A 26,390-nucleotide genomic window follows, 5' to 3' on the forward strand; every position below is an offset into this window, starting at 1 on the left:
TCATGTCCTTTCGCGGAGGTGGCGCTTGCTGACCTTGCCGACCGCGGTCTGCGGGAAGGCGTCGACGAACTCGAACCGGTCAGGGATCTTGAAGACGGCGATGCCGCGCCCGCGCAGGAACGCGCGCAGCTCGGCCCTGCTGGGCGGGTCGCCGCGGCAGATGACGTAGGCGCAGGCCCGCTCCCCCAGGTAGGGGTCGGGCACGGCGACCACGCTGGCGTCGTGGACCGCCGGGTGGGCCAGGAGGTGGTTCTCGACCTCCTCGCCCGCGATCTTCTCGCCGCCCCGGTTGATCTGGTCCTTGGCGCGTCCCTCGACGATCAGGTGGCCGGTGGGGGTGCGGCGGACGATGTCGCCGGTGCGGTAGAAGCCGTCGTCGGTGAAGGCGGTCCTGTTGTGCTCCTCGGCCCGCCAGTAGCCGCGGATGGTGTACGGGCCGCGGGTCAGCAGGTGGCCGTGGTCGCTGTCGCGGCCGTCGTCGTCCAGGACGCGGATCTCGTCGTCGGGCGAGATGGGACGTCCCTGGGTGGTGACGATGGTCTCCTCGTCGTCGTCCAGGCGGGTGTAGTTGACCAGGCCCTCGGCCATGCCGAACACCTGCTGGAGCGTGCAGCCGAGCTCGGGCCGCACGCGTCTGGCCGCCTCCCGGCTGAACTTGGCGCCGCCGACCTGGAGCACCTCCAGGCTGGACAGGTCGTGGCCGGTGGTGGCGGCGGCGTCCAGCCAGACCAGGGCGAGCGGCGGGACGAGGGCCGCGATCGTGACGCGCTCGCGCTCGACGAGCGGGAAGCAGGTGCCGGGGCTGGGATCGGGGGCCAGCACGGACGCGGCCCCGGCGCTCAGCGCCCCGAACACGCCGGGCGAGCTCATCGGGAAGTTGTGCGCGGCGGGCAGCGCGCACAGGTAGACGCTGTCCGGCCGCAGCGCGCAGATCTCGGCGCTGGCGCGGAAGCTGTAGATGTAGTCGTCGTGGGTGCGCGGGATGAGCTTGGGCAGGCCGGTGCTGCCGCCGGAGAGCTGCAGGAACGCGACGTCGCCGGGCGCGGGGCGGTGCGGGCCGCCGGGGTCTTCCTCGTCCGGGCCGTCCTCGTCCGGGCCGTCCTCGTCCGGGCCGTCCTCGTCCGGCTCGGTCTCGGGGAGCTCGCCGAGGACGTGCGCGGGCGTGCCGGGGGCGAAGGCCCGGTGCTCGTCGTCGGGGCAGATGTAGGCGGCGGCCTCGGTGAAGGAGCAGAAGTAGGAGATCTCGGCCGAGCGGTGGGCGGGCAGCGCGAACACCGGCCAGGCGCCGATCCGGAACAGCGCGAAGCACACCTGGTGGAACTCGGGCACGTTGGGGAGCTGCACCACGACGCGGTCGCCGCGGCGGATGCCGCTCGCCCGCAGCCCGGCGGCCAGGCGGTCGGCGCGCTCGTCCAGGTCGCGGAAGGTCCAGCGGGCGGTGGGTGAGATCAGGGCGGGGCGGGGGCCGTGCGCGGCGGCCAGGTCGCGCAGCAGGCCGCCGAACGTCTCGCCGCGCCAGTAACCGGCCGCCCGGTAGCGCGCGGCCTCCTGCTCAGGCCAGTGCATCGGAGACCCCCAGGGCGCGCAGCATGGTGCGGAACTTGGCGGCGGTCTCGGCCAGCTCGGCCTCGGGGTCGGAGCCGGTGACGATGCCGGCGCCGGCGTACAGGCGCAGGGTGTGCTCGGCCACCTCGGCGCAGCGGATCGCCACGGCCCACTCGCCGTCGCCCGCGGCGTCGGTCCAGCCGGCCAGCCCGGCGTAGAAGCCGCGGTCGAACGGCTCCAGCTCCTCGATCATCCGGCGCGCCCCCGCCTCGGGCGTGCCGCAGACGGCGGGCGTCGGATGCAGGGCGGCGGCCAGCGCGAGCACGCGGGTGTCGGGGTCGCGCAGCGTGCCGGTGACGCGGGTGGACAGGTGCCACATGGTCTCGGTGGAGGTCAGCTCAGGCGTGCCGGGCACCTCCAGGCCCGCGCAGTACGGCGCGAGCGCGTCTGCGACGGCCTCCACGACCAGCCGGTGCTCGCGCAGGTCCTTGGCGGAGGCGGCCAGCGCGGCGGCCCTGCGCCGGTCCTCGGCGGGGTCGGCGCAGCGGGCCGCCGAGCCGGCCAGCGGGTTGCTGACCACGGCCCGTCCGTGACGGGAGACCAGCAGCTCGGGGCTGGCGCCGGTGAGCGTGCGGCCGCCGGGCAGCGGCGCGGCGAAGGAGTAGCCGTGCCCGAGCAGCGGACGCAGCAGCCCCGGCAGGTCGATCGGCTCGTCCGAGCGCAGCTCCACGGTCCTGGCGAGCACCACCTTGGCCAGGCCGCCGCGCTCCAGCTCGGCCAGGGCCCGGCGCACCGCGGCGGCGTACGCGGCCGGCTCGGGCACCCGCCTGCTCCACCAGCCGCCGCTGACCAGGGGGGCGGCGCCCGGCGGCAGCGGCGGCGACCAGGTCTCGGACTCGGGCAGGATCAGGTGGGCCGTGCCGTCGAAGCCGATGGCCCCGGCTGCCGGGCCGTCCACCCTGCCGGCCAGCGTGGCCAGGTCGCCGGCGGCGACGCCGCGCACCCCGCGGGTGAGCAGCGTGCCGCGGGCGGAGGCGAACAGCACCGACTCCGCGCGGTCGTAGCCCGCGAGCGGATCCGCCGCGGTTGTCAGCAGATGCAAGGGAGGTCCAATCTCGATCGGTCCAATCTCGGTCGGTCCATCTGGTTCGGCCCATCTGGTTCGGCCCGACGCCGGGCCGTCCGGGTCGGGAGGCCGCGGGCAGGAGGGACGGGTCAGGCGCGGAGGGTGGCGCCGCCGTCCACGAGGAGGTCGTGCATGGTGATGTGCCTGGCGCGTTCCGAGCACAGGAACAGCACCGCGTCGGCCACGTCGGCCGGGTCGGCCACCCGGCCGAGCGGGATGCCGACGCGGAAGGCGGCCGGGTCGCCGTGCAGGGTGGCCGACAGCGCCTCGTCGGGGTCGGCGCCGTCCCACAGGGTGCGCAGCATGGCGGTGTCGGTGGAGCCGGGTGAGACGACGTTGCACCTGATGCCGTGCCTGGCGACCTCCAGGCCGAGGCAGCGGGTGAACATCCGGGCCGCCGCCTTGGAGGCGGCGTAGGCGGCCATGCCGACGCGCGGCACGCCGGCCGCGTTGGAGCCGACGGTGACGATCACGCCCCGCCGCCGCGGCGTCATGCGCCGGGCGACGGCGCGCGAGACGTGGAAGACGCCGTCGGCGTTGACGGCGAAGCTCTGCCTCCAGTGGTCGTCGCCGGTGCCGTCCACCTCGCCGGGCAGCAGCACGCCGGCGGTGTTGACGAGGATCGCGATCGGGCCGAGGTCCCGCTCGACCGCCGCGACGACGTGCTCGACGTCGTGGGGGTCGCGCACGTCCACGCGGTACGGCCGCCCGTCGCCGCCGGTCACCGGTCGCAGGTCGGTCGCGGCGACCACGGCCCCGGCCCCGGCCAGGGCGGCGCAGACGGCCGCCCCGATGCCGCGGGCCGCGCCGGTCACCAAGGCGATCCCGCCGTCGATCCCGTCCATTGCGGCACGTCCTCCCCGAATGCTTTAGTTAGGTAAGCCTTGCCTAATTTGAAGGCAAAGAGACCGTCTGTCAAGACCGCCGTCCGGACCCGGGGAGAACCGTCCGGAAGGCCGCGTGAGGAGCGAGATCGGGGATGTCACCGCAGGTCGGAGACGCGAAAAGGCGGCGTGACCGCAGCTGGGAGCCGCGGCCACGCCGCCGGTGCGAGGAGGTGGTCTCAGGCCAGAGCAGGCCGGCGCAGGGCCGGGTAGTCGGTGTAGCCGGTGTGGTCGCCGCCGTACCAGTGCTCGATGCGGACGGGGTTCAGCGGGGCCCCGGCGGCCAGACTGTCGGGCAGGTCAGGGTTGGCCAGGAAGGCGCGTCCCAGCGACACCAGGTCGGCGCCCGCGTCGAGCAGCCGTTCCGCCTCGCGCCGGCCGCCGTCGGCGGGCAGCGGGCCGGGCCAGGGCTGGCCCGCGACCTGCACGAGCGCGCGCGGGACCTGGCCGCGCGGCAGGGCCACCTCTACGGCGAGGTGCACGCGGTGATGGGCCTGGCCCTGGGCGCGCGGCGGTCCGGGGATCTCGACGCCGCCGAGTCCTTCCTGGCCGGCTGCGCGACGTCTATCCCTCCTCACCCGCGGGCGCGCACCTGGTCCACGCCGAGCTGGGGTTCGTGGCCGAGCTGCGCGGCGATCACGAGTCGGCCGCCGCCCGCCACCGGCGCGGCCTGGAGATCGCCCGCTCGACCGGTGAGCCGCGGCCCCTGGCGCTCTCCCTGGAGGGGCTGGCCGGAGCGGCGGCGCTGGTGGGGGCGGCGGACCGGGCCGCGCTGCTGCTCGGCGCGGCCGACGGGCTGCGCGGCAGCGTGGGCGCCCGGCTGCCGGACGCCGAACGCGGCGACGTGGAGCGGATCACCGCGTCCGCCGTCGCCGTGCTGGGCCGGGACGCCTTCGCCGAGACGTTCCTGCACGGCACAAACAACTTTCTTGACATCGCCGAAACTGCCGGGTCGAACTTTTCATGAGTCCTGCTCGGGCCGATGCGATCTCATTCTCCGGGACGTAAGGCCAGGTCAGCGGCGCACCTGAAGCGGCGACGCCCCTTCCTTGATCTATTACTCCCGGTCAAAAAATCAGTATGACAGCCCCTTGCCCTCCTTAGGGATTTTGTTCATATTTGCGGGCAAGTCACCCCACCCTCAGGAGGCTCCAGTGAGCATCCATGGCTTACGGATCCGGCGCGCCGCACTGATCGTCGCCACCGCCGGACTCCTCACCGGCGCGGTCACGGGCGTACCGGCCCAGGCATCGCCCGCGCCGGCCCAGCCCGCCGCCGACCCGGCCGCCGCCGCGGCCAGGCTGGAGGGGCAGCTCGGCGCCCGCACCGCCGGCTCCTACTTCGACCAGGCACAGGGCAAGATGGTGGTCACCACCACCGATCCGGCCGACGCCGAGGCCATCACCGCCTCGGGCGCCGTGCCGCGGGTCGTGTCCCGCAGCGGCCCCGCACTTGAGGCCATCATGTCCTTCCTCGACCGCACGGCCGCCGTCCCCGGCACCGCGTGGGCCGTCGACCCGGCCTCCAACCAGGTCGTCGTCTGGGTGGACAGCACCGTCGCGAGCAGCGCGCGCACCAAGGTCCAGATCGCGGTCCAGCAGGCCAACACCCAGGCGGCCGCGGCGCAGGGCCAGAGCGCCGAGGCGGCCACGCCCGCGGTGCGCGTCGAGAACGAGCCCGGCAGGTTCAGCCTCTTCATCCAGGGCGGCGACGCGATCTACGGCGGCCAGTACCGCTGCTCGCTGGGCTTCAACGTGGTCAGCGGTTCGACCTACTACTTCCTGACCGCCGGTCACTGCGGCAACATCGCCTCCACGTGGTACGCCAACTCCGCGAAGACTACGACCCTGGGCAACACGACGGGGTCCAGCTTCCCGGGCAACGACTACGCGATCGTCAAGTACACCAACACCAGCATCGCCCACCCGGGCGGCGTGGACCTCTACAGCGGCTCGCGCGACATCACCAGCGCGGGCAACGCCTACGTCGGCCAGTCCGTGCAGCGCAGCGGCAGCACGACGCACGTGCACAGCGGCTCGGTGACGGCGCTCAACGCCACCGTGAACTACGCCGAGGGCACCGTACGCCAGATGATCAAGACCAACGTCTGCGCCGAGGGCGGCGACAGCGGCGGCGCGCTGTTCTCCGGCGGCGTCGCGCTCGGCCTGACCTCCGGCGGCAGCGGCAACTGCTCCAGCGGCGGGACGACGTTCTTCCAGCCGGTCACCGAGGCGCTGAGCGCCTACGGGGTGAACGTCTTCTGATCGGCCGCTGACGGCGGGTGAGCCGATCCGCGTGCGGGCCGCGTCCAGGCGCGGCCCGCACGTTCGCGTAAAAGAACCTATACAAAACAGACAAAACGCCCTAATGTGGGCATCGCCCCAGTCGGAAGCGACTGGGGCGCCAAAACTTCTTCCGCCGGCGTGCGCACCGGCCGCCCATAGGGCCACATTTTCGGGCAATTCCCCTTCGGGGTGCCGCCCGCCCCCTCAATTACGTGTCGTAACGGCTGTGTTACTGTCCGCGTTATGAACAAATCGGCCACTGAGCGGCAGATCGAAATTCTCTGGCCCACCATCGGCGTATCGGTCACAGCAGACCTTGACGGACGCAACCGCGACCTCGCCGACGCGTTGTGGCGGACCCTGCCCTACCGCAGCCTGCAAGGCCACGCCCTCGTGGCGGGCCACCATCTCTACCACCTGGCCCCGATGCCCGAGTTGCTGCACGTCCCGGGCGTCCACAAGATCGACCGGCGGATCGCGCCCGACGGATCGGTGTTCTGCTCCCGCCTCCAGCACCTCGGCATCAAGTACGGCCCGCTGAGCGAGCCCATGCCCGCCACGCCCATCGGCACCGTCCGCGAGGAGGACCTCGACGCGCTCGCCGAGGCCGGGCAGGCGGTGTGGCAGTCGGTGTACTCCGGCGGCGAGCCCGTGATCGTCGAGGTGCGCAGGGCCGGCGACGGCGGCGGACACCAGCTGCGGCGCCCGACGGCCCGGCACGCCGAGGCCGAGCAGCTCCTCGCCGAGCTGCACGAGGAGATCGAGCGCATCTGGCTCGACCCGCCCCAGGAGCTGGTCGACCTGCACGAGGGCCGGATCGCCTCGGGCGCGGGCAGCTTCGGCACCACGCTGACCACGATGCTGTTCGTCAACGGCGAGACCCGCCCGCTGGGCTACTGCTGCTACTCCGGCCTGGTCAGGGCCGCCCAGCAACAACAGCTCCCGCTGGAGTTCCTGCAGCAGATGGCGCGCATCATGGCCGCCACCCCGGCCGAGTTCCTCGGCTACTGCGGGCTGAACAAGCTGCACCAGTTCACCGAGCGCGCCCTGGAGGTCGCCGACCAGCTCCAGGACCGCGAGGACTTCGTCGCGCTCATGAGCCACATGGCCCTGTACGTCAACTGCCTGGGCGCCTGGAACCTCCAGCTCTTCCCGTGGCAGGTCGACGAGCACCTGCGCGCGGACGGCTCGGTGGCCCCGATCTCCGGCTCGATGCTGACTCCCTTCGAGGGCGGGACGGTGGCGCCGGCATGAGCCAGGCCGACCGGGCCGAGGTGGTGGTCATCGGCGGCGGCGTGATCGGCCTGTCGATCGCGGCCCACCTGGCCGAGGCGGGGGTGGAGACCGTCGTCCTGGAACGCGACGACCTGGCCTCCGGCGCCTCGCGGGCCACCGCGGACGTGCTGCGCGCCTACTTCTCCGGCGACCCGGTCAGCTCCGCGATGGCGGTGCGCAGCCTGTCGGCGTACCAGTCGTTCCCGCGCTGGCCCGGCGTCGAGCTGCCGATGCGGCAGGTCGGCTACCTCGTGCTGTTCACCGAACGGGAGCAGGTGAACAGGTTCGAGGACGAGCTGCCGGCGCAGCGGGCCGCGGGCGTGGACGTGTCGCTGATCGGCGCCGAGGAGGCCCGGCGGCTCAACCCGCTGGTCGAGGAGCCGTCGCTGCTGGCGGCCGCGTGGTCGCCGCAGGCGTTCGTGAGCGACACGGCCGCCATCGTGGAGGCGTACGCGGAGGGGGCGGCGCGGGCGGGGGCCTCGCTGCGCACCGGCTGCCCGGTCACCGCCGTCGATCCGGCCACCGGGCGGGTCGAGACCGCGGACGGCACGCTCACCGCGCAGGCGATCGTGTGCGCGGCCGGGGCCTGGTCGGGCTGGATCGCCTCGGCGGCGGGCGTGGACCTGCCGCTGACCGGCCCGGCGGTGCAGGAGCTGCTCACCACCGGCCCGCTGCCCGAGGTGCCGGACATCCCGGTCACCCTGCACGCCGCCAGCGGGCTGCTGATCCGCCGGCGCGGCGACCGGGTCCTGATCGGCATGGGCAACCCCGGCACCGACCGGGACGCCTGGTTCGTCAAGGCCAGGGCGCAGCTCGCCACCACCTACCCCGGCCTGGACCTGTCCGGGCTGGAGACGGCGGTGCGCGGCCCCAGGGACGCCAGCCCCGACCGGTCGGCCTTCATCGGCCGGCTGCCCGGATCGCCGGCGTTCCTGTACGCCACCGGGTTCTCCGGCCACGGGCTGTGCAACGCCCCGGCGGCCGGCGAGCTGGTCCGTGACCTGTACCTGGGCCACGACCCGGCGGACGCGTTCGGCTTCGACCCGATCGAGCTGTCGGCCGGGTCGCGGCGGCGCTCGCGCTGACACCGCGCCCGCAGTGGTGCCGCCCGCGCCGACGCCGCATCCTTTCCGTGATCGAGGCGTGGCGTTGCCGCGGGTTGGCACGGCAGCGGGTACGACCGGCACCGGGGGAGACAACGATGACCACGAATCCGTACGCCACTGCGCCCTTCGGCTACGCGGCCGAGCCGACGGCCGCGCCGTACTCGATCGTCGAGCTCATGCCCGGCGCCCGCAACCTGGTGCACTACCTGCGGGTGGCGCCGGGCGAGCGGGTGCTGGTGCTGGCCGAGCACACCGTCGACCCGGTGGTCGTCCAGGCCATCGCGGCCGCGGCGGCCTACCGGGACGCCGACGTGCACATCCTGTCGGTGGCGCCGTTCAGCCCGGGCGGCTGGGACAGCGGGGCCGGGCACCACGTCGAGCGGGCCGCCGTCGGGGCGTCCGACGTCGTCATCGCCTGCACCTGGTGGGGCGAGGTGCACACCGCGCCGCTGTTCTTCGACGAGATCGCCGCCCTGCCGGTCAGGTTCGCGTCCCTGCACATGAGCGCCACGGCCGGGGCGCTGCTCACCGGCGCCCGCCTGCCCAACGAGGTCTTCTACGCCCTGGCGCACCGCACGCTGGAGAAGCTGGCCGCGACCAGCAGGATCCGGGTCACCTCGACGGCCGGCACGGACCTGACGCTGTCCGGGCTGACCCTCATGCCGGACGCCGAGCCGCCGGGCCCCGGCCAGTGGCGGCCCTTCCCGTACGGGGGCGTCAACTTCTGGCCCGCCGACACCGAGGGCGTGCTCGTCGTCGAGGACTGCACGGTGACCGGCGTGCCCGAGGAGCCGCTGAGCGTCCACCTGGCCGGCAACGTCGTGCAGAAGATCGAGGGCGGGGCGGACGCCGACCGGCTGCGCCGCTTCTCCCCCGGCGGCTTCTACCTGCGGCACGCCCTGATCGGGCTGAACCCGAAGGTGCGGGTGGCGGGCGGCAGCCAGTTCGAGCGGGAGAAGCACGCCGGCGCGTTCTACTGCGGGCTCGACGCGCTCACCGACGGCGTGGCCGTCACCACCGCGCCCGGTTTCGCCCACTGCGACTGCCAGGTCGACCGGCCCACCCTGTACGCCGACGACGAGCCGCTCGTCCTCGACGGCCGGCTGCTGCTGCTCGACGACCCCGAGATCCGCCGGGTGGCCGAACGCTTCGGGCCGCCGGACGTGATCCTCGACGACAACCCGGTCATGGTCCTCCCCCGCCGCTACAGCGGGGCGACGTCGAGCCGATGACCGCCCGACCGCACCAGACAGACAGGATGACCATGGAACCCGAGTTCGTCCTCGACCCGGCCACCCTCGACCTGCACGACAGCGACGAGCGGCTGCGCCGGGCCGGCCCGCTCGTCCCGGTACGGGTCGAGGGGGTGCTGGCCTGGGCCGCCACCAGCCACGCGACGCTGGAGGCGGTGCTGTCGCACCCGGCGATGACGCGCGACATCCGGTACTGGGACCCGGCGGCCCGCGCCGCGGCCCCGCAGGGCACGTCGCTGATGCGGCTCGTCACCGACGCGTCCATGCTCAACGCCGACGGCGAGGACCACCGGCGGCTGCGCGGCCCGCTGGTCAAGCTGTTCAGCGCGCGCCAGGTGCAGCGGATGGAGCCGTGGATCACCTCCATCGTCGGCGACCTGCTGGAGGACCTGGCGGCCCGGCCGCCGGGCGAGCCGGTCGACCTGCGCGCCGAGTACGCCTACCCGCTGCCGTTGCGCGTCATCGTCGAGATGCTGGGCGTGCCCGAGTCCCACCGCGAGCGCCTGCGCGCGCTCACCGACGAGGTGGTGCAGCTCGACCAGAGCCCGCCGGACAGCCCGGAGGGGCGCAGGGCGTTGTTCGAGCTGGTCGGCGAGATCATCGAGGTGCGGCGCGGCACGCCCGGCGAGGACCTGACGAGCGAGCTGATCGCGCTGCACGCCCAGGGCCGGCTGGACGACGCCGAGCTGCGGGACACCGTGCAGGTGCTGCTGATCGCCGGCCACGTCACGACGATCAACCTCATCGCGCACGCCGTGCGCGCCCTGCTCGAACGGCCCGAGCAGCTCGAACTGCTGCGCTCGGGGGCCGTGCCGTGGAGCGCGGCGGTGGAGGAGGCGCTGCGCTGGGAGTCGCCCAACGCCTACTTCCCGATGCGCTACGCCATGGAGGACCTGGAGATCGAGGGCGTCCGGCTGCGGGCGGGCGAGGCGGTGCTGGCCTGCTTCTCCGCCGCCGGCCGTGACCCCGAGCGGTTCGGCGAGAACGCCGCCGACTTCGACGTGACCAGGCCGGCCGTGCCGCATCTGGCGTTCGGGCACGGGCCGCACTTCTGCCTGGGCGCGCCGCTGGCCCGGCTGCAGGCCGAGGTGGCGCTGCCGGCCCTGTTCGCGACGTTCCCCGGCATCCGGGCCGCCGGGCCGCTGGACGACCTGCCCCGGCTCACCTCGCTGCTGGACAACGGCGTGCGCGCCCTGCCGGTGCTGCTCGGCCCGCGCGCCACCGGCTGAGCTCCGTCGGCTGAGCTCCGCCGGTTTCTCCGTGATTGCGGATCTTCATGGGCTGCTTTCTCGGAGATTGCCGCATGTGAACGGGCCCGTTGCGGCGCCCGCGCCGGGCGTTCTTTGCTGAATATCCAGGTTCGGAAACCAGGATCGACCTCCAGGGGTATTCATGCAGACGCCCATCGCCCCCATCGGCGCGCACGGCATGCTCGTGTTCCTGTTGCAGATCGGAGTGCTGCTCGGCCTGGCCCTGGGGCTCGGGGCGCTGGCGGCCCGGTTCCGGCTGCCCGCCGTGGTGGGCGAGCTGTTCGCCGGCGTCGTGCTCGGGCCGTCGATCCTGGCGCACGTCGCGCCGGGCCTCCAGCGCTGGCTCTTCCCCGCCGACCCCGGCCAGTTCCACCTCCTGGACGCCGTCGGGCAGGTCGGCGTGCTGCTGCTGGTCGGCCTGACCGGCATCCACATGGACCTGAACCTGGTGCGCCGGCGGGCGGCCACCGCGGCCGGGATCAGCGTGGGCGGCCTGGTCATCCCGCTCGGGCTCGGCATCGCCACCGGGTTCCTGCTGCCCCGGATGATCGTGCCCGACGGCACCGACGGGACGGTGTTCGCGCTGTTCATGGGCGTGGCGATGTGCGTGAGCGCGATCCCCGTGCTGGCCAAGACGCTGATGGACATGCGCCTGCTGCACCGCAACATCGGCCAGCTGACGCTCACCGCCGGGATGATCGACGACGCGTTCGGCTGGTTCATGCTCTCGATCGTCAGCGCCATGGCCGTCAACGCGGTCAGCACCGGCACCGTGCTCACCTCGCTGGCCTACCTCGTGGCCATCGTCGTGGCGGCCCTGACCGTCGGGCGTCCGCTGGTGCGCGGCGCGATGCGGCTGGCGGCCCGGTCGCCCGAGGCGGGCCCGACGGTCGGCATGGCGATCATGCTGATCGTGCTGGCCTCGGCCGGGACGCACGCGCTCGGCCTGGAGTCGGTCTTCGGCGCGTTCGTGATGGGCATGCTCATCGGCGGCGCGGGACGGGTGGACCCGGCCCGGCTGGCGCCGCTGCGCACCGTGACGCTGTCCGGCTTCGCCCCCGTCTTCTTCGCCACCGCCGGGCTGCGGATGGACCTGACCGCGCTGACCCGGCCGCCGGTGCTGCTGGCCGGGCTCGCGGTGCTGGCCGTCGCGATCGTCGGCAAGTTCGCCGGCGCGTACGCCGGAGCCCGGCTGAGCCGGCTCAACCGCTGGGAGGCGCTGGCCCTGGGCGCCGGGCTCAACGCGCGCGGCGTGATCGAGGTCGTGGTGGCCATGGTCGGCCTGCGGCTGGGCATCCTCAGCGTCGAGGCGTACACGCTGGTGGTGCTGGTCGCGATCGTCACCTCGCTGATGACGCCGCCCATCCTGCGCGCGGCGATGGCCCGGGTGGAGCAGACGGCCGACGAGGAGATCCGCGAGACGGCCCACCGCTCCTGGACCACCACGGCGAGCTGACGGGGACGACGCCGCGCGCGGCACGCCCTAAGGTTGCCCCATGTCCGACATGCCGTCACGGGTGGAGCTGCACCCGCGGGGCCGCTACCAGGGGGCGTCCCTCGGCTACGCGGCCTTCGCCCCGTCCGCCGGGCGCGGCTACATGACCGACGGGCTGACCCTCGCCCTGCGGCACGCGTTCGACGACCTGCGGCTCCACCGCCTGGAGGCCAACATCCAGCCGGCGAACAAGGCGTCCCTGGCCCTGGCCCGGCGCCTGGGCTTCCGGTACGAGGGGCTGTCGCCGGACTACCTCTACATCGACGGCGCCTGGCGCGACCACGAACGCTGGTCCATCACCGCGCCGAGCCCCTGGCGGCCCGACCCCTCCCTGCCGGAGGTGTGATCAGGGCGACGGCACCACCCGTGTGGCCGTCACGAGGTCGTGCAGGGCGGCCCGGTCGCGGCGGGTCAGCACCAGCACGACCGAGGCCCCGGCCAGGGCGTACGCCGCGATCAGAAGCGGCATGGCGATCGCCGAGTCCGGGTCGCGGACCAGCCGGGAGACCGCCATGTGCGCGCACTGCCACGGAAGCAGCTTCACCAGGGCGCGCGCTGCGATCCGCGCCACGCCGGGCCGCCCCCGCCGTCCAGTGCCACGACGAGCCCCGCCCGCCGCTTGCCCCACGTGGCCTGCCGCCGCCCCGCCTCCCCGATGACCAGGTACGCCCCGAGGGGCAGCACGCTCAGCGCGGTGATCAGCAGGTCGGTGCCCAGGGCGCCGAGCCCGCCGAACCCCGCTCCCGCGCGGCTCAGCGGGACGAACACTCCGGCCAGCACCGTCAGCCAGGCGGCGATCACGAGGTAGTCCCAGCCGGCCGCCACCAGCCTCGGACGTAACGCCGTCCGGCCGCCTCGCGTCCGCTCCCGCTCGTTCAGCACCGCGTCGCCTCCATGACCCGCACACACAAGGGAGCCTGATCTTCGCACGGCCGCCACCAGGCGGAGGACGAGGGCCCGGCGCCGGCCGTCCCCGAGACGGCCGGCGCGGGCTCAGGCGGTCGCGCCGGGACCGCGGCCGTTCTCGCTGATGGCCGCGTTCACCAGGGCACGCGCGGCCCAGCGGACGGTCTCCCGTTCGGCCTCGGCGTCCAGGCCGCGGACGTCACGCAGGGCGATCTGCGCCTCCCAGCCGACCACGACGGTCAGCGCCGAGATCAGCCGCTGGAACGCCTCCTCGCTCAGGGTGTCACGCAGCGGCGCGCAGGCCTGCTCCAGCCAGCCCACCCGCCGCTGGGTGCGGCGCGGGCCGGTCGCCCCTGGCGAGCCGCCCACCGGCGGGTCGACGGTCAGGCGGATCAGCCGGCGCCCGAGGGGCAGCGACTGCGGGGAGTGCTCCAGCAGGGTCCTGATGAGGGCGTCGACGCGGGCGGCGGGGTCGCCGGCCAGCGCGGGGTCGGCCAGCGCCTGCTCGACCGGCGGATCGTTGATCGCCCCCGCGGTCGCGTCGATCAGCAGGTGGTCCAGCGTCGGGAAGTACGTGTAGACCGTGCGGCGGGACACGTCGGCGGCGGCCGCCACCTCGTCGATGGACGGGGTGGCGCCCCCGGCGCTCAGCCGGATCGCCGCGTCGATGATCGCCTTGCGGGTGCGGCGGCGCTGCGCTTCTCGTCCGCCGCCGCGGACCGGATCGTCACTGGTCATGATGCCGTCTGTCACTCCTTTGGGCCGCCGGTCTGTTCGGTGCGCGGCCGTGTTGACGACCACTCGCGAGCTGAGTATATCTATGTGCAGTCGCTGCACGGGAGTGCAATCAATGCACAACCGAGAAATCGATGTCCCGTGCCCGGCACCCAGCAACGGAAGGACAGAAGGTCACCATGAGCAAGATCTGGTTCGTCACCGGTTCATCCCGCGGCCTGGGCCGCGAGTTCGTCGAGGCCGCGCTCTCCCGCGGCGACAGGGTGGCCGCCACCGCGCGCCGCGCCGACGACCTCCAGGACCTGGTGGCCGCCCACGGCGAGGCGATACTCCCGCTGGCGATGGACGTCACGGACAGGGCCGCCGTCGCCGAGGCGGTGCGGCGGGCCGTCGGCCACTTCGGCCGCCTGGACGTCGTCGTCAACAACGCCGGTTACGCCCAGGTCGGCGCGGTCGAGGAGCTGACCGAGCAGGACCTGCGCGACCAGCTGGAGACCAACCTGTTCGGCGCGGTGTGGGTGATCCAGGCCGTCCTGCCCCACCTGCGCGCCCAGGGCAGCGGCCACATCATCCAGCTGTCCTCGGCCGCCGGGCTCATCGCCGTCCCCCTCGGCGGCGCCTACCACGCCTCCAAGTGGGCCCTGGAAGGGCTGAACGAGGCGCTCGCCGGCGAGGTCGCCGAGTTCGGCGTCAAGGTGACCATCATCGAGCCCGGCGGCTTCGCCACCAGGAACGGCAAGAACCCCGACCCGCTCGCCAACGGCCACCTGGCCACGCCGGACCCGGCCTACGACGACCTGCGCCGACGTCTGGCCGCGATGACGGGCAAGCAGCCGGCCGGCGACCCCAAGGCCGCCGCCCGGGCCCTGCTCAAGCTCGTCGACGCCGAGAACCCGCCCCTGCGCGTGCTGTTCGGCCAGGGCTTCTACCCGATGGTCCAGAAGGCGTACGCCGACCGGCTCAAGATGTGGGACGACTGGCAGGACCTGTCCGCCGAGGCCCACGGCCTGCCGGACGCCGGCGCGGTCCCGGCCGCGAGCTCCTGACGCCCGACCAGCCGGCCCGGCGGCTCCCGTCAGCCGGAGACGTAGGTGATGGAGCCGGTCCAGCGGTTGGCCGCGTCCCGGTAGACCTGGAACAGCCCGGTGTCGAAGTACGGGGAGACGCCGGTGTCGTACCGCCCGTCGGCGTCGGTGTCGGCGACGCTGATCGTCAGGCCGTTCAGGTAGCCGGCCCGGGTCCCGGCGTCGTAGCCGGTCACCCACGCCGCCCCGGGCGAGGCCGTGAACGGCGAGTCCACGCCGACGGGCCGGTCCACGCGCAGGCCGGAGGGCTTCACCGCGAACGTCGGCCCGGTCGAGCGTTCGAGGCCCCCGCCCCCGTACGGGCTCGAGCCGTCGGGGTGCGGCCCGGAGGGGTGGCCGAAGACGTCGGCCGCGGGCGGGAGCGGCTGGTTGGCCGCGATCCCGAGGCCGCCGACGTTGTCGCCGAGGCGGCCGACCGTGGTCAGCGTGCCCGGGGCGGACAGGACGACGCCGCTGTGGACGGTGGCGAAGGCGTAGTCCCGGTCGAAGTCGTGCAGGTCCTCGAAGTCGTAGTGAGTGACGCCCTGCTTGCCGACGTACAGGCCGTAGGGGGTGGCGCCGTCGGAGTAGGCCGGGACGAAGACCCACTTGCCGAGCGCGCCCATCGGGGCCTCGATGTCGAACACGCAGTGGCCCGCGGTGGCCACCAGGTTGCGGTAGGCCGACTGCACCGAGGTGCCGGTGCACCAGTGGGGCAGGCCGTCGCTGCCGATGAAGAACACCTTGCCGGACGTCACGACCTCGTCGCCAGGCGGCGGGTTCTCGGCCCCGATCGGCGGGGTGCTGACCGCGGGCCCGTCCGGGACGACGCCGGTGGACAGGCGTTCGCCCCCCGTCGCCGCGGCCGGCACGGTGTACGGCGTGGCGGCCCGCAGGTTGGCCGCGTCGTCGGCGAGCCAGAACCCGGCCACCTCCCTGGCCTTGTCCACGACGGTGGCCAGCGGGACCGTCGCGACGGTGGCCGCCCGTGCGGGCCCGGCCACGACGACGGGGGCCAGCAGGCTCAGCGCGGCGGCCGACGTGATCATTGCACGCCTCAAGGACATCTCTCCGTCCGGTAGGGCCGGCCGGACGACCCGGCCGGCGAACACCAAGATCGTAAGCACGACCGGCGACGGAAACCCACAAGTTTTGGATCACATGTTCGAAACGGTGTGGCGACCGGCACACGTATGGCCCACCACCCGGAGGGTGATGGGCCAGGCCGGAGCGGAGCCGCGCGGGTCAGGAGCGCTTGCGGCCCACCGCGCACAGGTGGTAGTCGCCGTCGATCGGGGACGGGTCGGTGTCGGCGTCGGGACGCCACTCGCGGGTGTTGACGATGCCCGGCTCCAGGAGGTCGAAGCCGTCCAGCATGGAGGCGAACACCGACCGCCTGCGGGCCGTGAACGGCGAGGTCGCGTTGCGGTAGACGGCGCTGACGTCGTCGGCCTTGCTCGGCATGGTGTCGGGGGCGACGTGCGTCAGCACGATGTGGCTGCCGGCGGGCAGCAGGTCGCGGTAGCGGTGGACGACGCCCACCGGGTCCTCGTCGTCGGTGACGAAGTGCAGCAGCGAGACCACCAGCAGCGCGATCGGCCGGGAGAAGTCCAGCACCTCCGCCGCCCGTTCCATGACGGCCTCCGGCCGCCGCAGGTCGCCCTCCTGGACGGTGACGTCGGGCGAGTGGCCGAGCAGGGCGCGGGAGTGGGTGAGCACGACCGAGTCGTTGTCCACGTAGACGATCTTGGCGCCGTCGATCACCTCGTGCACGTGGCCCGCGGTCGGCAGCCCCGACCCGATGTCGAGGAACTGGTCGACGCCCGCCTGCCGCAGGTGGCGCACGGCGCGCTGCAGGAAGGCCCGGCTGTTGCGGGCGTCGCCCCTGATCTCGGGGATGATCGACAGCACCTTCTCCGCGGCGGCCCGGTCGGACGCGAAGTTGTCCTTCCCGCCGAGGTAGTAGTCGTACATCCGCGCCACGTTGGGCACCGCGGCGCTGACGCCCGGCGGGACTCGGTCACTCATCATGTGCCAAACCTAGACGATCTAGGGCTGACGTTGGGATGATCTCTGCCATGTTAGGTCTCGACCCCGCGGCGGGCATCAGCAGGACCAACCTCTGGGCATGCATGGGGCTCGGGCTCCTCGGCACGGCGGTCATCACGTTCCTGCCGGCCGCCCAGCCGTACCTGCTCACCGACGCGCTGGGGTTGTCCGGCGACGACCTGGGCCGCACGACCGGCTACCTCCAGGTCGCCGCGGAGGCGGCGCTCATCCTGAGCCTGGCCTGGTACGGCGCGCTCGCCGACCGGATCGGCCGGCGGCCGGTCGCCGTGGCGGGGCTGCTGCTGTGCGCGCTCGGCGCGGCGCTCTACCCGTTCGCGGGCAACGTCGCCGTCCTGGTCGCCCTGCGCGTCGTGTTCGCCCTGGGGATCGCCGCGCTGAACGTCACCATGTCCGCGATCACCGCCGACTACGTGCGCGACCGCGCGCGCGGCAAGGCCTACGGCTGGCTCGGCCTGTTCAGCGGCATCGGCGCGGTGGTCGCGGTGCTGGTGCTGGTACGCCTGCCGAACATGCTGGAGGGCGGCGGCATGGCCCCGGCCACGGCGGCCAAGGTGGGCTTCCTGGTGGTCGCCGGGCTGGTGCTGCTGGGCGCGCTGGCCCTGCGCGGCACGCTGGCCCCCGGCCTGGCCGCGTCCGTCGAGCCGGCCGCCGGGCCCTCGGCCGGGCAGCAGGCCGGTGAGCGGGCCGGGCTGGGGCGGCTGGTCGTCGAGGGCGTGCGGCTGGCCCGCGACCCCGGCGTGGCGCTGTCGTACGCGGCGTCCTTCGTGGCCAGGGCCGACCTGGCGCTGGTGGCGAGCTTCCTGTCGTTGTGGATCGTGGACCACGCCAAGGCCGTGCGCGGCATGTCCGCCACCGAGGCCCTGGCCAAGAGCGGCGCGATCGTGGGCATCGCGTACATGGTGATCGTGGTGGGCGCGCCGCTGTTCGGCTGGCTCGGCGACCGGATGCGGCGGCAGGACGTGGTGATCCTGGCCCAGGCGCTGGCCGGGGCCGCGTACCTGTCGACGCTGCTGGTCAGCGACCCGCTCGGGCCGGGGATGATGCTGGTGGCGGCGGCCGTCGGACTGGGCGAGATCGGCGTCATCACCACGGCGGGCCCGCTGCTGGCCCAGCAGGTGCCGGCCCGGTACCGGGGCTCCAGCTTCGGCGTCCAGACGCTCTGCGGCGCGATCGGCATCTTCGTCATCTCCGGCGTCGGCGGCTGGCTCTACGACCTGTGGCGGCCCGCGGCCCCCTTCGCGCTGGCGGGCGCCTGCGGCCTGCTGGTCGCCCTGTTCGGCCTGGCCGTGCGCCGCCGGGTGACCCCCGTCCCCGAGGCCGTCCAGGGGACCGTGCCGGCGGCCTGACGGACGAGGGCGCCCCGTCGAGGAGCGCCCTCGTCGCGGGTCAGGCGACCAGCCGGCGGTCGGCCGCCCGGACGGTCTCCCGGACCACGCGGCAGATGCCGGCGATGTGCCCCGCGTCCACCGTGGGGCCGGTCGGCAGGGACAGGACGCGGGCGGCCAGGCCCTCGGCGCGGGGCAGGGGCAGCGGGAAGTGCCTGCCCGGGTCCGACCGGTACGGCTCGACCTGGTGGCAGATCGGGGAGAAGTAGCGCCGCGCGTGCACGTTCTCCTCCAGCAGCGCCGCCAGCACCGCGTCCCGCGACACGCCGGCGACGGCCTCGTCCACCTCGATGACCAGGTACTGGAAGTTGGCCCGTTCGCCGGGCGCCTGGCCGCGCACCACGACGCCCGGCAGCCCGGCGAGCAGTTCCTCGTAGACCCGCTGGTTGCGCCGGTTGGCCTCGACGATCGTGTCGATGGCCTCCAGCGAGGTCAGCCCCATGGCCGCGTGGAACTCGCTCATCCTGGCCACCGTGCCGGCCCCGGAGATCTGACCGGCCGCGTCGATGCCCTGGTTGCGCAGTTCCCTGACGCGCGCGGCCAGGTCGTCGTCGTCGGTGACGATCGCGCCGCCCTCGACGCTGTTGACGAACTTGGTGGCGTGGAAGCTGAAGATCTCGGCGTCCCCGGACGTGCCGATCGGCCTGCCCCGGTAGGTGCAGCCGAGCGCGTGCGCCGCGTCGAACAGCAGGACGAGCCCGTGCTCGCGGGCCAGGCGCTCCAGGGCGTCCACGTCGCACGGGTAGCCGAAGACGTGCACGCCGAGTATGCCGCGGGTGCGCGGGCCGATCAGGCGCTCGACGTGGTCGGGGTCGGCGTTGCCGGTGATCTCGTCGGAGTCGCAGAAGACCGGGACGATGCCGATCCACTCCAGCGCGTGGGCGGTGGCCACCCAGGTGAAGGAGGGGACGATCACCTCGTCGCCCGGCCGCAGCCCGGCGGCCCTGGCCGCGATCTGGATGCCGGTGGTGGCGTTGCAGGTCGCCACGGCGTTCCGGGCGCCGGTCAGGTCGGCCAGGCGGGCCTCGAACTCGCGCACCAGCGGGCCGTTGTTGGTCAGCCAGAGCCGGTCGAGCACGCCGCCGAGCCGTTCCAGCAGGCGCGCCCGCTCCCCCGCGTTGGGCCGGCCGACGACGAGGGGCTCACCGAAGGCCATCGCCGGCCTCCTCGCGCACGCCGACGAACAGCCCGGGGCTGTTGGGCCGGCCGTCGGCCAGCTTGAACGCGGGCCGGAAATCGGCCCGGCAGCCCGCCTTGGCGAACGCCTCCAGGTACTGGTCGCAGGTGAACAGGCTGGAGTAGAGGACCTCGGCGAACTCCTTGAAGCCCGAGGCGTCGGCGACCCTGAACCGCACCTCCAGCCGGCTCTTGCCGCCCTCCCTGCGCGAGTGCGTCATGCGGGAGATGACGAGCCCCTCCTCCACCAGCGTGTGGCCGCCGACGTGCCCGTCGAGGAAGTTCTCCGGGAAGTACCAGGGCTCGACGACGAGGACGCCGCCGGGCTCCAGGTGAGCCGCCATGCGGCCGACGGCCTCCACCAGCTCCTCGTAGGAGCCCAGCTCGCCGACGGCGTTGCCCATGCAGGTCACGGCGTCGAAGGTGCGTCCGAGGTCGAAGGTGCGCATGTCGCCGGCGTGCAGCGGCACGCCGGGCAGCCGCCGTCCGGCGACCTCCCGCATGTCGGGCGACAGCTCGACCCCCTCGACGTGGTCGAAGAGCTTGGCGAAGGTCTCCAGGTGCGCGCCGGTGCCGCAGGCGACGTCGAGCAGCGAGGCCGCGTGCGGCGACCGTTCCCTGATGATCCGGTCGAGCTCCCGGGCCTCGCCCTCGAAGCTCTTGCCGCGGCTGCGGAAGACGCGGTCGTAGTACTCGGCGTGGTCGGATCCGTATTCCATGCAGATCTCCTTCAGGCCACCGCCGGGACGGGCTCGGCCGTCACGACCCTCGGCTGCGGGATGGGGATGATGAACTTGCCGCCGCGGCGCAGGAAGTCCTGCTCCTTGGAGATGATCTCGTCGGCGTAGTTCCAGGCGAGCAGCAGGTAGTAGTCGGGCTGCTGGTCGCGGGCCTGCTCGGGCGAGCGGCACGGGATGCGGGTGCCGGGCAGCAGCCTGCCGTGCTTGAGGCTGGTGGTGTCGCTGCAGAAGCGCACCTCGGCCGGGCCGAGCTCGCAGAACTGCAGCAGGGTGGTGCCCTTGGAGGGCGCGCCGTACCCGGCGACGGTCAGGCCGCGGCCGGCCAGGTCGCGCACGAGGTCGCCGATCTGCCTGATCACCTGGTGGGCGCGCTCGGCGAAGGCCAGGTAGGCGTCGTCGGAGTCGAGGCCGCTCTGCCGCTCCAGCGACAACAGCCGGTTCACGGAGGGCCGGGCGGGGTGGGCCGAGCCCTCCCTGGCGGCGAAGACGACGATCGAGCCGCCGTGCACGGCCGCCCGCTCGACGTCCACGATGCGCAGGCCGTGCCGGGCGAACAGGTGGGCGAGGGTGGTGACCGAGTAGTACGACAGGTGCTCGTGGTAGATCGTGTCGAACTGGTTCTCCTCCAGCAGGTCCAGCAGGTACGGGACCTCGATCGCGACCAGCCCGTCGGGGGCCAGCACGGCGGTGGCGCCGTCCAGCACGTTGTGCACGTCGTCGATGTGGGCGAAGCACTGGCGGCCGAGCACCAGCTTGGCCTCGCCCTGCTCGGCGTGGATGCGGCGGCCCTGGTCGGCGCCGAAGAACTCGGGCAGCGTGCGCACGCCGCGGGCGTTGGCGATCTCGGCCAGGTTCTCGGCCGGGTCCACGCCGACGACCCGCTGCCCCTGCTCCTGGAAGAGCGCGAGCTGCAGGCCGACGTTGCTGCCCAGCTCGACGACGAGCTCGCCGGGCGCGAGCCCGGCCCGGCGGGTGCACCAGCCGACGATGCGCCGCATGTGGGCGGTCATCTGGTCGGACTCGGAGGTGACGTACACGTAGTGCCGGAACAGCACGTCGGGCCTGATCACGTGCCGGATGGCCATCAGCCGGCAGTTGCGGCACACGATGACGTCCACGGGGTAGGCGGGCTCCTCGGCCGGGAGGTCGGCGGGGTCGAGGAAGCCGTTGGCCAGCGGCACGGACCCGAAGGAGGTGACCTCCAGCCAGTCGTCGCGCCCGCAGACCCGGCACGTGTCAAGACGTCGGACAATGTCCTGCATGGCTTCTCCTCATGATCTTCAGTGGGCGGCCACGGCGAGCTCGCGGTGCTTGAGCGGTTCCCACCAGGACCGGTTGTCCCGGTACCACGCGACGGTCGCGGCCAGCCCGGTCTCGAAGTCGACCGACGGCGCGTAGCCCAGCTCCCGCTCGATCTTGGAGATGTCGAGGGAGTAGCGCAGGTCGTGCCCCGGCCGGTCGGGGACGTGCTCGACCATGTCCCAGCCCGCCCCGCACGCCTCCAGCAGGCGGGCGGTCAGCTCCAGGTTGCTCAGCTCGCTGCCGCCGCCGATGTGGTACACCTCGCCGGCCCGGCCGCGGTCGAGGACCATGCGGATGGCCCGGCAGTGGTCGGAGACGTGCAGCCAGTCGCGCCGGTTGCCGCCGTCGCCGTACAGGGGCACCCGGCGGCCTTCGAGCAGGTTGGTGACGAACAGCGGGATGACCTTCTCGGGGAACTGGTAGTGGCCGTAGTTGTTGGTGCAGCGGGTGATCACGACGTCCAGGCCGAGCGTGCGGTGGAAGGCCAGCGCGAGCAGGTCCGAGCCGGCCTTGGAGGCCGCGTACGGCACGTTCGGCGCGAGCGGCGTCTCCTCGGTCCACGAGCCCTCGGCGATGGAGCCGTACACCTCGTCGGTGGAGACGTGCACGAAACGGCCGACGCCGTGCCGCAGGGCCGCCTCCAGCAGGGTCTGGGTGCCCAGCACGTTGGAGCGCACGAAGCCGGTCGCGCTGACGATCGACCGGTCGACGTGCGTCTCGGCGGCGAAGTGCACGATCGCGTCCTGCCCGGCCACCACCTCGTCGGCCACGAGCGGGTCGGCGGTGTCGCCCTGCACGAAGCGCAGCCCCGGGTGGCCGGCCACCGGGTCGAGGTTCTCCAGGTTGCCGGAATAGGTGAGCTTGTCCAGGACGGTGACCCGCGTGCCCGGCGAGTCGCGCAACGTGGCTCTGACGAACTCCGAGCCGATGAAACCGGCGCCGCCGGTGACCAGGATCCGCAACTGTCCGCCTCCTGTCTGAGGGGTCGACGGCTACCGGGCGGCGGCGGTCAGCCGCTCCAGCTCCGCGACGATGTCGGTCGGGCTCGGCGTGGCCAGCCAGTCCTGGTGGATGGCGGCCGCGCCCTTGGTGAACGAGGGGTCCTTCAGCACGCGCAGCAGCTCGTCGCGGATTTCGGCCGCGGACTGCGTCTGGTGGTTGATCCGCACGCCGGCGCCGCGCGTGGTGACGTACCGGGAGGTCCGGGTCGAGGTGAGCTGTTTCTGGCACTGGAGCTGCCAGTCGATGCCGCCCTCGACGGGGGTGCCGACGAGCCGGTTGTGCTCGTCGGTGTCGCAGACGATCTGCGGGACGTTCATGGCCGAGGCGGCCGCGAAGGTGCCGATCGAACCGTGGTGGATGATCGCCGAGCAGGTCGGCAGGAGCTGGTCGAGCGGCACGTAGTCGAACACGCGCACGTTGGCGGGCAGCGGGCGGTCCAGGTCGAGCAGCTGGTTGGCGTCCAGGGTGGCGACGACCTCGGCGTCCAGGCCGTCCACGGCCTCCATCAGCTTGGCGGTGCGGCCCCAGTCGCCCTTGAAGAACGTGCGCATCGACACGCCCAGCGAGATCGCCACCCGTGGCCGCTCCGGCGGCCGCCGCAGCCACTCGGGCACGACGCTCGCCCCGGTGTAGGGGACGTACCGGACGGGCAGGCGGCGCACGCCGGGGGTGGGCAGGCTCATCCCGGGCGGGAACGGGTCCACCGTCCAGTCGCCGAGCAGCAGGTTGTCGTCGACGGTCACGCCGTACGCGTCGGCCAGCGGGCCGATCACCCCGGTCATGGGGTTGCGCTCGCCGCTGCCGGCGAACCTGTCCGCGGCCCAGGCGGTGTAGTCGGGGGCCAGCAGCGTACGGGCGTGGGCGGCGCCGCAGACCCGGGCCGCCACCGCGCCGCACGGGAACCACGGGTCCCACAGGACGAGGTCGGGCCGCCACTCGCGGGCGAACTCGACGACGGCCCGCACGTCCTGGCGCGGCTCCGGCGGATGGTAGTTGCGCATGGTGAGCAGCGCGAAGTGGTAGAAGACATCCCAGGGCGGGCGTTCCGCCTCGGTGATGCCGAGCGCGGCGACCAGGCGCTCCGACTCCTCGATCGTCGGGATCAGATCGGCGAACCCGGGGTAGCCGCGGTCGTGCACCGACAGCGGCTCGGGCGCGCCGCAGGAGACCGCGGTCAGCCCGGCCGCGTTCACCGACCGGTGGAAGTCGGGCACCGAGACCCCGGTGTCGACGCCCGGCGGGGCCGCCACCACCACCTGGTGCCCGGCCGCCTGCAACGCCCAGGCGTAGGGCACGATCGGCAGGAAGTGCGCCGTCGCGGGGAAGACGGTGAACATCACGCGCATGGCGATCACTCCAGAGGCGAGTCGGGGGCGGCCAGGCCGGCGCGCAGGATCTCGCCGAAGTCGGCCACCATCGTCACGATCGTGCTCTCGGTGAACAGGTTGCTGTTGTAGGCGAAGTTGCCGAAGATCTCGCCGGAGGGGGCGATGTCGAAGGTGAGCAGCGCACCGTCGGGGATGTCGGTGCCGTTGGGCTGGTCCAGCAGGCGTTCGCGGACCTCGGCGATCTCCAGGTCGCCGACGCGCTCGCCGTCCATGCCGGTGGCGAACTGCCAGACCTGGAGCGCGCACAGCGCCTTGCTCTCCAGCGCGGCGTCGGCCATCAGCTCGGGCGCCTCGGCCACGATCTGCAGGAACGGGATCTCGTTGGCGTAGGAGTCCATGCAGGTCCGGCGGGAGCGCTCGACGACCTGCCGGAAGGTGGCGCAGCCGTCCAGGCCGGTGCGCAGCGGCAGGAAGTTGAAGAACGGCCCCACGGTCTCCTGGAACTCCGGCTGCCCGCGTCCGGAGCTGATCACCGGGACGACCAGGTCGGTGGCCCCGGTGATCCGGCTGAGCAGCACGTTGTAGGCGGCCAGCAGCACCATGAACGGCGAGCTGCGCATCGTCCTGGCGTAGCCGATCACCCGGGCGGAGACGTCCTTGGGCAGCGAGAACCGGTGGACCGGGCAGACCTTGGCCAGCCCGGCCGACCTGGCGTGGTCGGTGGGGACGGCCAGCATGCGCGCCCCGCGCAGCCGCTCGGCCCAGAAGTCGCGGGCGGCCTGGGTCTCGGCGCTGCCGGCCTGCTCCTGCTGCCGTCCGGCGTACTCGTGGTAGGGCCGGGGCTCGGGCAGCGGCGGCACGGCGTGGCCGCGGCGCTCGGCGTAGCGGGTGACGATGTCGCGGATGAGCAGCTGCATGGACCAGCCGTCGCCCGCGGTGTGGTGCACGATCAGCGCGAGCACCGCGTCCTCGTCGTCGAACCGGCCGAGGATGGCGCGCAGGTGCGGCAGTTCCTGGAGGCTGTAGGAGCCGGCCTCGACCTCGGTGAGCAGCTCCTCGGCCCGCAGCGCGCGCTCCTCGGGGGCGGCGGCCGGCAGGTCGACCACCAGCAGCCGGGCCGGCGCGGACGGCTGCCGCACCTGGTACGCCTCCCCCTCCCCCCGGGTGATCGTCATGTTGAGCGCGTCGTGCCGGTCGGCGACGTCGTCCATGGCGAGCTGGAGGGTGTCGACGTCGATGCGGCCGCGCAGGCGCCAGCCGACGACGATGTTGTAGCGGGCGCTGAAGGGCCCCTGGGCGTCGCCCTGGTCGAACAGGCGCAGGAAGTGCTGGGTGTAGGACAGGGGGTACCGGATCGCCGGCGGGGAAATGGTCATGCTGCCGCCTCCGTGCGGGCATCGCGTCGGCCGCTGCGCTGGAGCTCCACGGCCCGGTAGAGGGCGCTGATGTTGCCGCTGCCGAAGCTGCGCGCGCCCAGTCGCTCGATGAGTTCGAAGAAGAAGGTGTCGCGGGGGTGGGTGGAGCGGGCGAAGATCTGGTAGAGCTGCCCGTCGTGGTCCTCGTCCACGAGGATGTCGAGCCGGGCCAGGTCCTCCAGCCGGTACTTCACCGGCCGGACCCGTTCGGCGAGCAGGCTGTAGTAGACGTCGGGGGCGGTCAGGAACTCCACCCCGCGGGCCGCGCTGCCCTCCACCGCGGCCACGATGTCGGCGGCGGCCAGCGCCAGGTGCTGCACGCCCGCGCCGCCGTGGTCGCGCAGGAACTCGTCGATGTGGCCGGGCGTCCTGGTCACGTCCGGCTCGATCAGCGTGAACGTCACCTCGCCGCGGCCGCGGCTGCGGACGACCTTGGTGGTCATGGCCTGCGAGCCGACGGCGATGCGCTCGGCGAAGGTGAGCTCGAAGCCGAGCACCCGCCGGTACCACTCGACGGTGGCGTCGAGCTCCCCGGCCGGGACGCACACGGCCAGATGGTCCACCTCCTGCAGCCCGAGGGCGGAATCGGCCGGCCGCGGCCCGGTGTCGCGGAAGCCGGGCAGCGCCCGCTCCGCCGCCCCGGCCGGGCGCTGCACGAACGTGTGCAGCACGTCGCCGAAGCCGTGGACGGCGGCCGTGACGAAGCCGTCGCGCCCGGCGGGGGCCGCCACCGGACGGGCGCCGCGCCGCACCGCCTCGTGGTAGGCGGCCGCGGCGTCGGGCACGCCCAGCGCGATGTCGGACACGCCGTCGCCGTGCCGGTCGAGGTAGCCGGCGCCGGGGTGGTCGGCGGCCAGCGGCTGGGTGAGCACGAACCTGATCCGGTTCGCGCCCAGGGCGGCCGCGCGGGCCCGGTCGTCCCGGGCCGTGGCGTGGGCCGTCAGGCCCAGGGAGCCGGTCAGCCGTTCGGTCTCGCCGTCCAGGTCGCCGACGTAGAAGCCGATGTGGTCCAGGCGCAGGTCGTCGAAGATCGTCGTGGTGGTCATGG

Annotated in this window: 25 protein-coding genes and 1 pseudogene; 10 read left to right on the top strand and 16 right to left on the bottom strand. The window is 73.3% G+C overall.

Annotated elements, in window-relative coordinates:
• From AB0J71_RS35345 to AB0J71_RS35360, 4 genes and pseudogenes are all read right to left on the bottom strand, one after another.
• The gene (locus tag AB0J71_RS35345) at positions 1-1,566 is read right to left on the bottom strand and encodes an AMP-binding protein (protein ID WP_364418261.1); all 1,566 of its coding nucleotides are present in this window, start codon (positions 1,564-1,566) and stop codon (positions 1-3) included.
• On the bottom strand, positions 1,553-2,647 hold the full coding sequence (locus tag AB0J71_RS35350; RefSeq protein ID WP_364391933.1) for an isochorismate synthase: 1,095 nt from the start codon (positions 2,645-2,647) through the stop codon (positions 1,553-1,555). The genes AB0J71_RS35345 and AB0J71_RS35350 overlap by 14 nt, the downstream gene beginning before the upstream one ends.
• A 113-nt stretch (positions 2,648-2,760) precedes the next feature.
• Positions 2,761-3,516, bottom strand: coding sequence for a 2,3-dihydro-2,3-dihydroxybenzoate dehydrogenase (locus tag AB0J71_RS35355; RefSeq protein WP_364418263.1), 756 nt, complete (start codon positions 3,514-3,516; stop codon positions 2,761-2,763).
• A 218-nt stretch (positions 3,517-3,734) separates the two neighbouring features.
• A pseudogene (locus AB0J71_RS35360) lies at positions 3,735-3,956 on the bottom strand (alkene reductase); the annotation flags it as partial.
• Positions 3,957-4,171: 215 nt separating this feature from the next.
• Here AB0J71_RS35360 and AB0J71_RS35365 point away from each other — a divergent pair.
• The 8 genes from AB0J71_RS35365 to AB0J71_RS35400 all read left to right on the top strand — a co-directional run bounded on the left by AB0J71_RS35365 (position 4,172) and on the right by AB0J71_RS35400 (position 12,565).
• Positions 4,172-4,522 (top strand): hypothetical protein, encoded by a 351-nt coding sequence (locus AB0J71_RS35365; RefSeq protein WP_364418265.1) that lies wholly within the window; start codon positions 4,172-4,174, stop codon positions 4,520-4,522.
• Positions 4,523-4,709: 187 nt separating this feature from the next.
• Complete coding sequence (locus AB0J71_RS35370; RefSeq protein WP_352330681.1) at positions 4,710-5,819, top strand: S1 family peptidase; 1,110 nt, start codon at positions 4,710-4,712, stop codon at positions 5,817-5,819.
• Between the two features lie 264 nt (positions 5,820-6,083).
• A complete protein-coding gene (locus AB0J71_RS35375; RefSeq protein WP_352328972.1) occupies positions 6,084-7,094 on the top strand; it encodes a hypothetical protein in 1,011 nt (336 codons plus the stop codon).
• Positions 7,091-8,200, top strand: coding sequence for an FAD-dependent oxidoreductase (locus AB0J71_RS35380; RefSeq protein ID WP_352328974.1), 1,110 nt, complete (start codon positions 7,091-7,093; stop codon positions 8,198-8,200). Before AB0J71_RS35375 ends, AB0J71_RS35380 begins: the two co-directional genes overlap by 4 nt.
• A 116-nt stretch (positions 8,201-8,316) precedes the next feature.
• Positions 8,317-9,453: a hypothetical protein gene (locus AB0J71_RS35385; RefSeq protein ID WP_364418268.1), complete on the top strand. Its 1,137-nt coding sequence runs from the start codon at positions 8,317-8,319 to the stop codon at positions 9,451-9,453.
• Between the two features lie 32 nt (positions 9,454-9,485).
• Positions 9,486-10,703, top strand: coding sequence for a cytochrome P450 (locus tag AB0J71_RS35390; RefSeq protein ID WP_352328978.1), 1,218 nt, complete (start codon positions 9,486-9,488; stop codon positions 10,701-10,703).
• A gap of 163 nt (positions 10,704-10,866) precedes the next feature.
• A complete protein-coding gene (locus AB0J71_RS35395) occupies positions 10,867-12,180 on the top strand; it encodes a cation:proton antiporter (protein ID WP_364418270.1) in 1,314 nt (437 codons plus the stop codon).
• A 40-nt stretch (positions 12,181-12,220) separates the two neighbouring features.
• Complete coding sequence (locus tag AB0J71_RS35400; protein ID WP_364418272.1) at positions 12,221-12,565, top strand: GNAT family protein; 345 nt, start codon at positions 12,221-12,223, stop codon at positions 12,563-12,565.
• On the opposite strand, the gene AB0J71_RS35405 is transcribed toward AB0J71_RS35400, so the two are convergent.
• The 3 genes from AB0J71_RS35405 to AB0J71_RS35415 form a co-directional block, all read right to left on the bottom strand.
• On the bottom strand, positions 12,566-12,763 hold the full coding sequence (locus tag AB0J71_RS35405; protein WP_364418274.1) for a hypothetical protein: 198 nt from the start codon (positions 12,761-12,763) through the stop codon (positions 12,566-12,568).
• On the bottom strand, positions 12,760-13,101 hold the full coding sequence (locus tag AB0J71_RS35410; RefSeq protein ID WP_364418276.1) for an RDD family protein: 342 nt from the start codon (positions 13,099-13,101) through the stop codon (positions 12,760-12,762). Before AB0J71_RS35410 ends, AB0J71_RS35405 begins: the two co-directional genes overlap by 4 nt.
• A 111-nt stretch (positions 13,102-13,212) precedes the next feature.
• On the bottom strand, positions 13,213-13,863 hold the full coding sequence (locus AB0J71_RS35415; protein WP_352331495.1) for a TetR/AcrR family transcriptional regulator: 651 nt from the start codon (positions 13,861-13,863) through the stop codon (positions 13,213-13,215).
• A 176-nt stretch (positions 13,864-14,039) separates the two neighbouring features.
• Between AB0J71_RS35415 and AB0J71_RS35420 the strand changes: the two genes are divergently transcribed.
• Positions 14,040-14,906 (top strand): SDR family NAD(P)-dependent oxidoreductase, encoded by an 867-nt coding sequence (locus AB0J71_RS35420; RefSeq protein ID WP_364391942.1) that lies wholly within the window; start codon positions 14,040-14,042, stop codon positions 14,904-14,906.
• A 29-nt stretch (positions 14,907-14,935) separates the two neighbouring features.
• On the opposite strand, the gene AB0J71_RS35425 is transcribed toward AB0J71_RS35420, so the two are convergent.
• Together AB0J71_RS35425 and AB0J71_RS35430 are read right to left on the bottom strand one after the other, a co-directional pair.
• Positions 14,936-15,991: a hypothetical protein gene (locus AB0J71_RS35425; RefSeq protein ID WP_364418278.1), complete on the bottom strand. Its 1,056-nt coding sequence runs from the start codon at positions 15,989-15,991 to the stop codon at positions 14,936-14,938.
• 178 nt (positions 15,992-16,169) lie between these two features.
• A complete protein-coding gene (locus AB0J71_RS35430; protein WP_364418280.1) occupies positions 16,170-16,955 on the bottom strand; it encodes an SAM-dependent methyltransferase in 786 nt (261 codons plus the stop codon).
• 47 nt (positions 16,956-17,002) lie between these two features.
• Between AB0J71_RS35430 and AB0J71_RS35435 the strand changes: the two genes are divergently transcribed.
• Entirely contained in the window at positions 17,003-18,340 is a 1,338-nt protein-coding gene (locus AB0J71_RS35435; protein WP_364418282.1) for an MFS transporter, read from the top strand.
• Positions 18,341-18,380: 40 nt separating this feature from the next.
• On the opposite strand, the gene AB0J71_RS35440 is transcribed toward AB0J71_RS35435, so the two are convergent.
• Genes AB0J71_RS35440 through hppD form a run of 7 tightly spaced genes read right to left on the bottom strand, consistent with a single transcriptional unit; the run spans position 18,381 to position 26,388 of the window.
• Positions 18,381-19,535 carry an aminotransferase class I/II-fold pyridoxal phosphate-dependent enzyme gene (locus AB0J71_RS35440; protein ID WP_352327796.1) on the bottom strand — a complete coding sequence of 385 codons (1,155 nt, stop codon included), beginning with the start codon at positions 19,533-19,535 and terminating at the stop codon, positions 18,381-18,383.
• Entirely contained in the window at positions 19,522-20,274 is a 753-nt protein-coding gene (locus AB0J71_RS35445) for a methyltransferase domain-containing protein (RefSeq protein WP_352327797.1), read from the bottom strand. The genes AB0J71_RS35440 and AB0J71_RS35445 overlap by 14 nt, the downstream gene beginning before the upstream one ends.
• Before the next feature lie 11 nt (positions 20,275-20,285).
• Positions 20,286-21,557, bottom strand: a complete 1,272-nt coding sequence (locus tag AB0J71_RS35450; RefSeq protein WP_364418283.1) for a class I SAM-dependent methyltransferase — start codon at positions 21,555-21,557, stop codon at positions 20,286-20,288.
• Positions 21,558-21,575: 18 nt separating this feature from the next.
• Positions 21,576-22,559 (bottom strand): dTDP-glucose 4,6-dehydratase, encoded by a 984-nt coding sequence (rfbB, locus tag AB0J71_RS35455; protein ID WP_352327799.1) that lies wholly within the window; start codon positions 22,557-22,559, stop codon positions 21,576-21,578.
• Positions 22,560-22,589: 30 nt separating this feature from the next.
• On the bottom strand, positions 22,590-23,945 hold the full coding sequence (locus tag AB0J71_RS35460) for a nucleotide disphospho-sugar-binding domain-containing protein (RefSeq protein ID WP_352327800.1): 1,356 nt from the start codon (positions 23,943-23,945) through the stop codon (positions 22,590-22,592).
• A 5-nt stretch (positions 23,946-23,950) separates the two neighbouring features.
• On the bottom strand, positions 23,951-25,303 hold the full coding sequence (locus tag AB0J71_RS35465; protein WP_364418284.1) for a condensation domain-containing protein: 1,353 nt from the start codon (positions 25,301-25,303) through the stop codon (positions 23,951-23,953).
• Positions 25,300-26,388 carry a 4-hydroxyphenylpyruvate dioxygenase gene (gene hppD / locus AB0J71_RS35470; RefSeq protein ID WP_352330097.1) on the bottom strand — a complete coding sequence of 363 codons (1,089 nt, stop codon included), beginning with the start codon at positions 26,386-26,388 and terminating at the stop codon, positions 25,300-25,302. Before hppD ends, AB0J71_RS35465 begins: the two co-directional genes overlap by 4 nt.
• Positions 26,389-26,390 lie beyond the last annotated feature (2 nt).

It is taken from the genome of Nonomuraea sp. NPDC049637 (assembly GCF_040675235.1).
In the GTDB taxonomy this organism is placed as follows: domain Bacteria; phylum Actinomycetota; class Actinomycetes; order Streptosporangiales; family Streptosporangiaceae; genus Nonomuraea.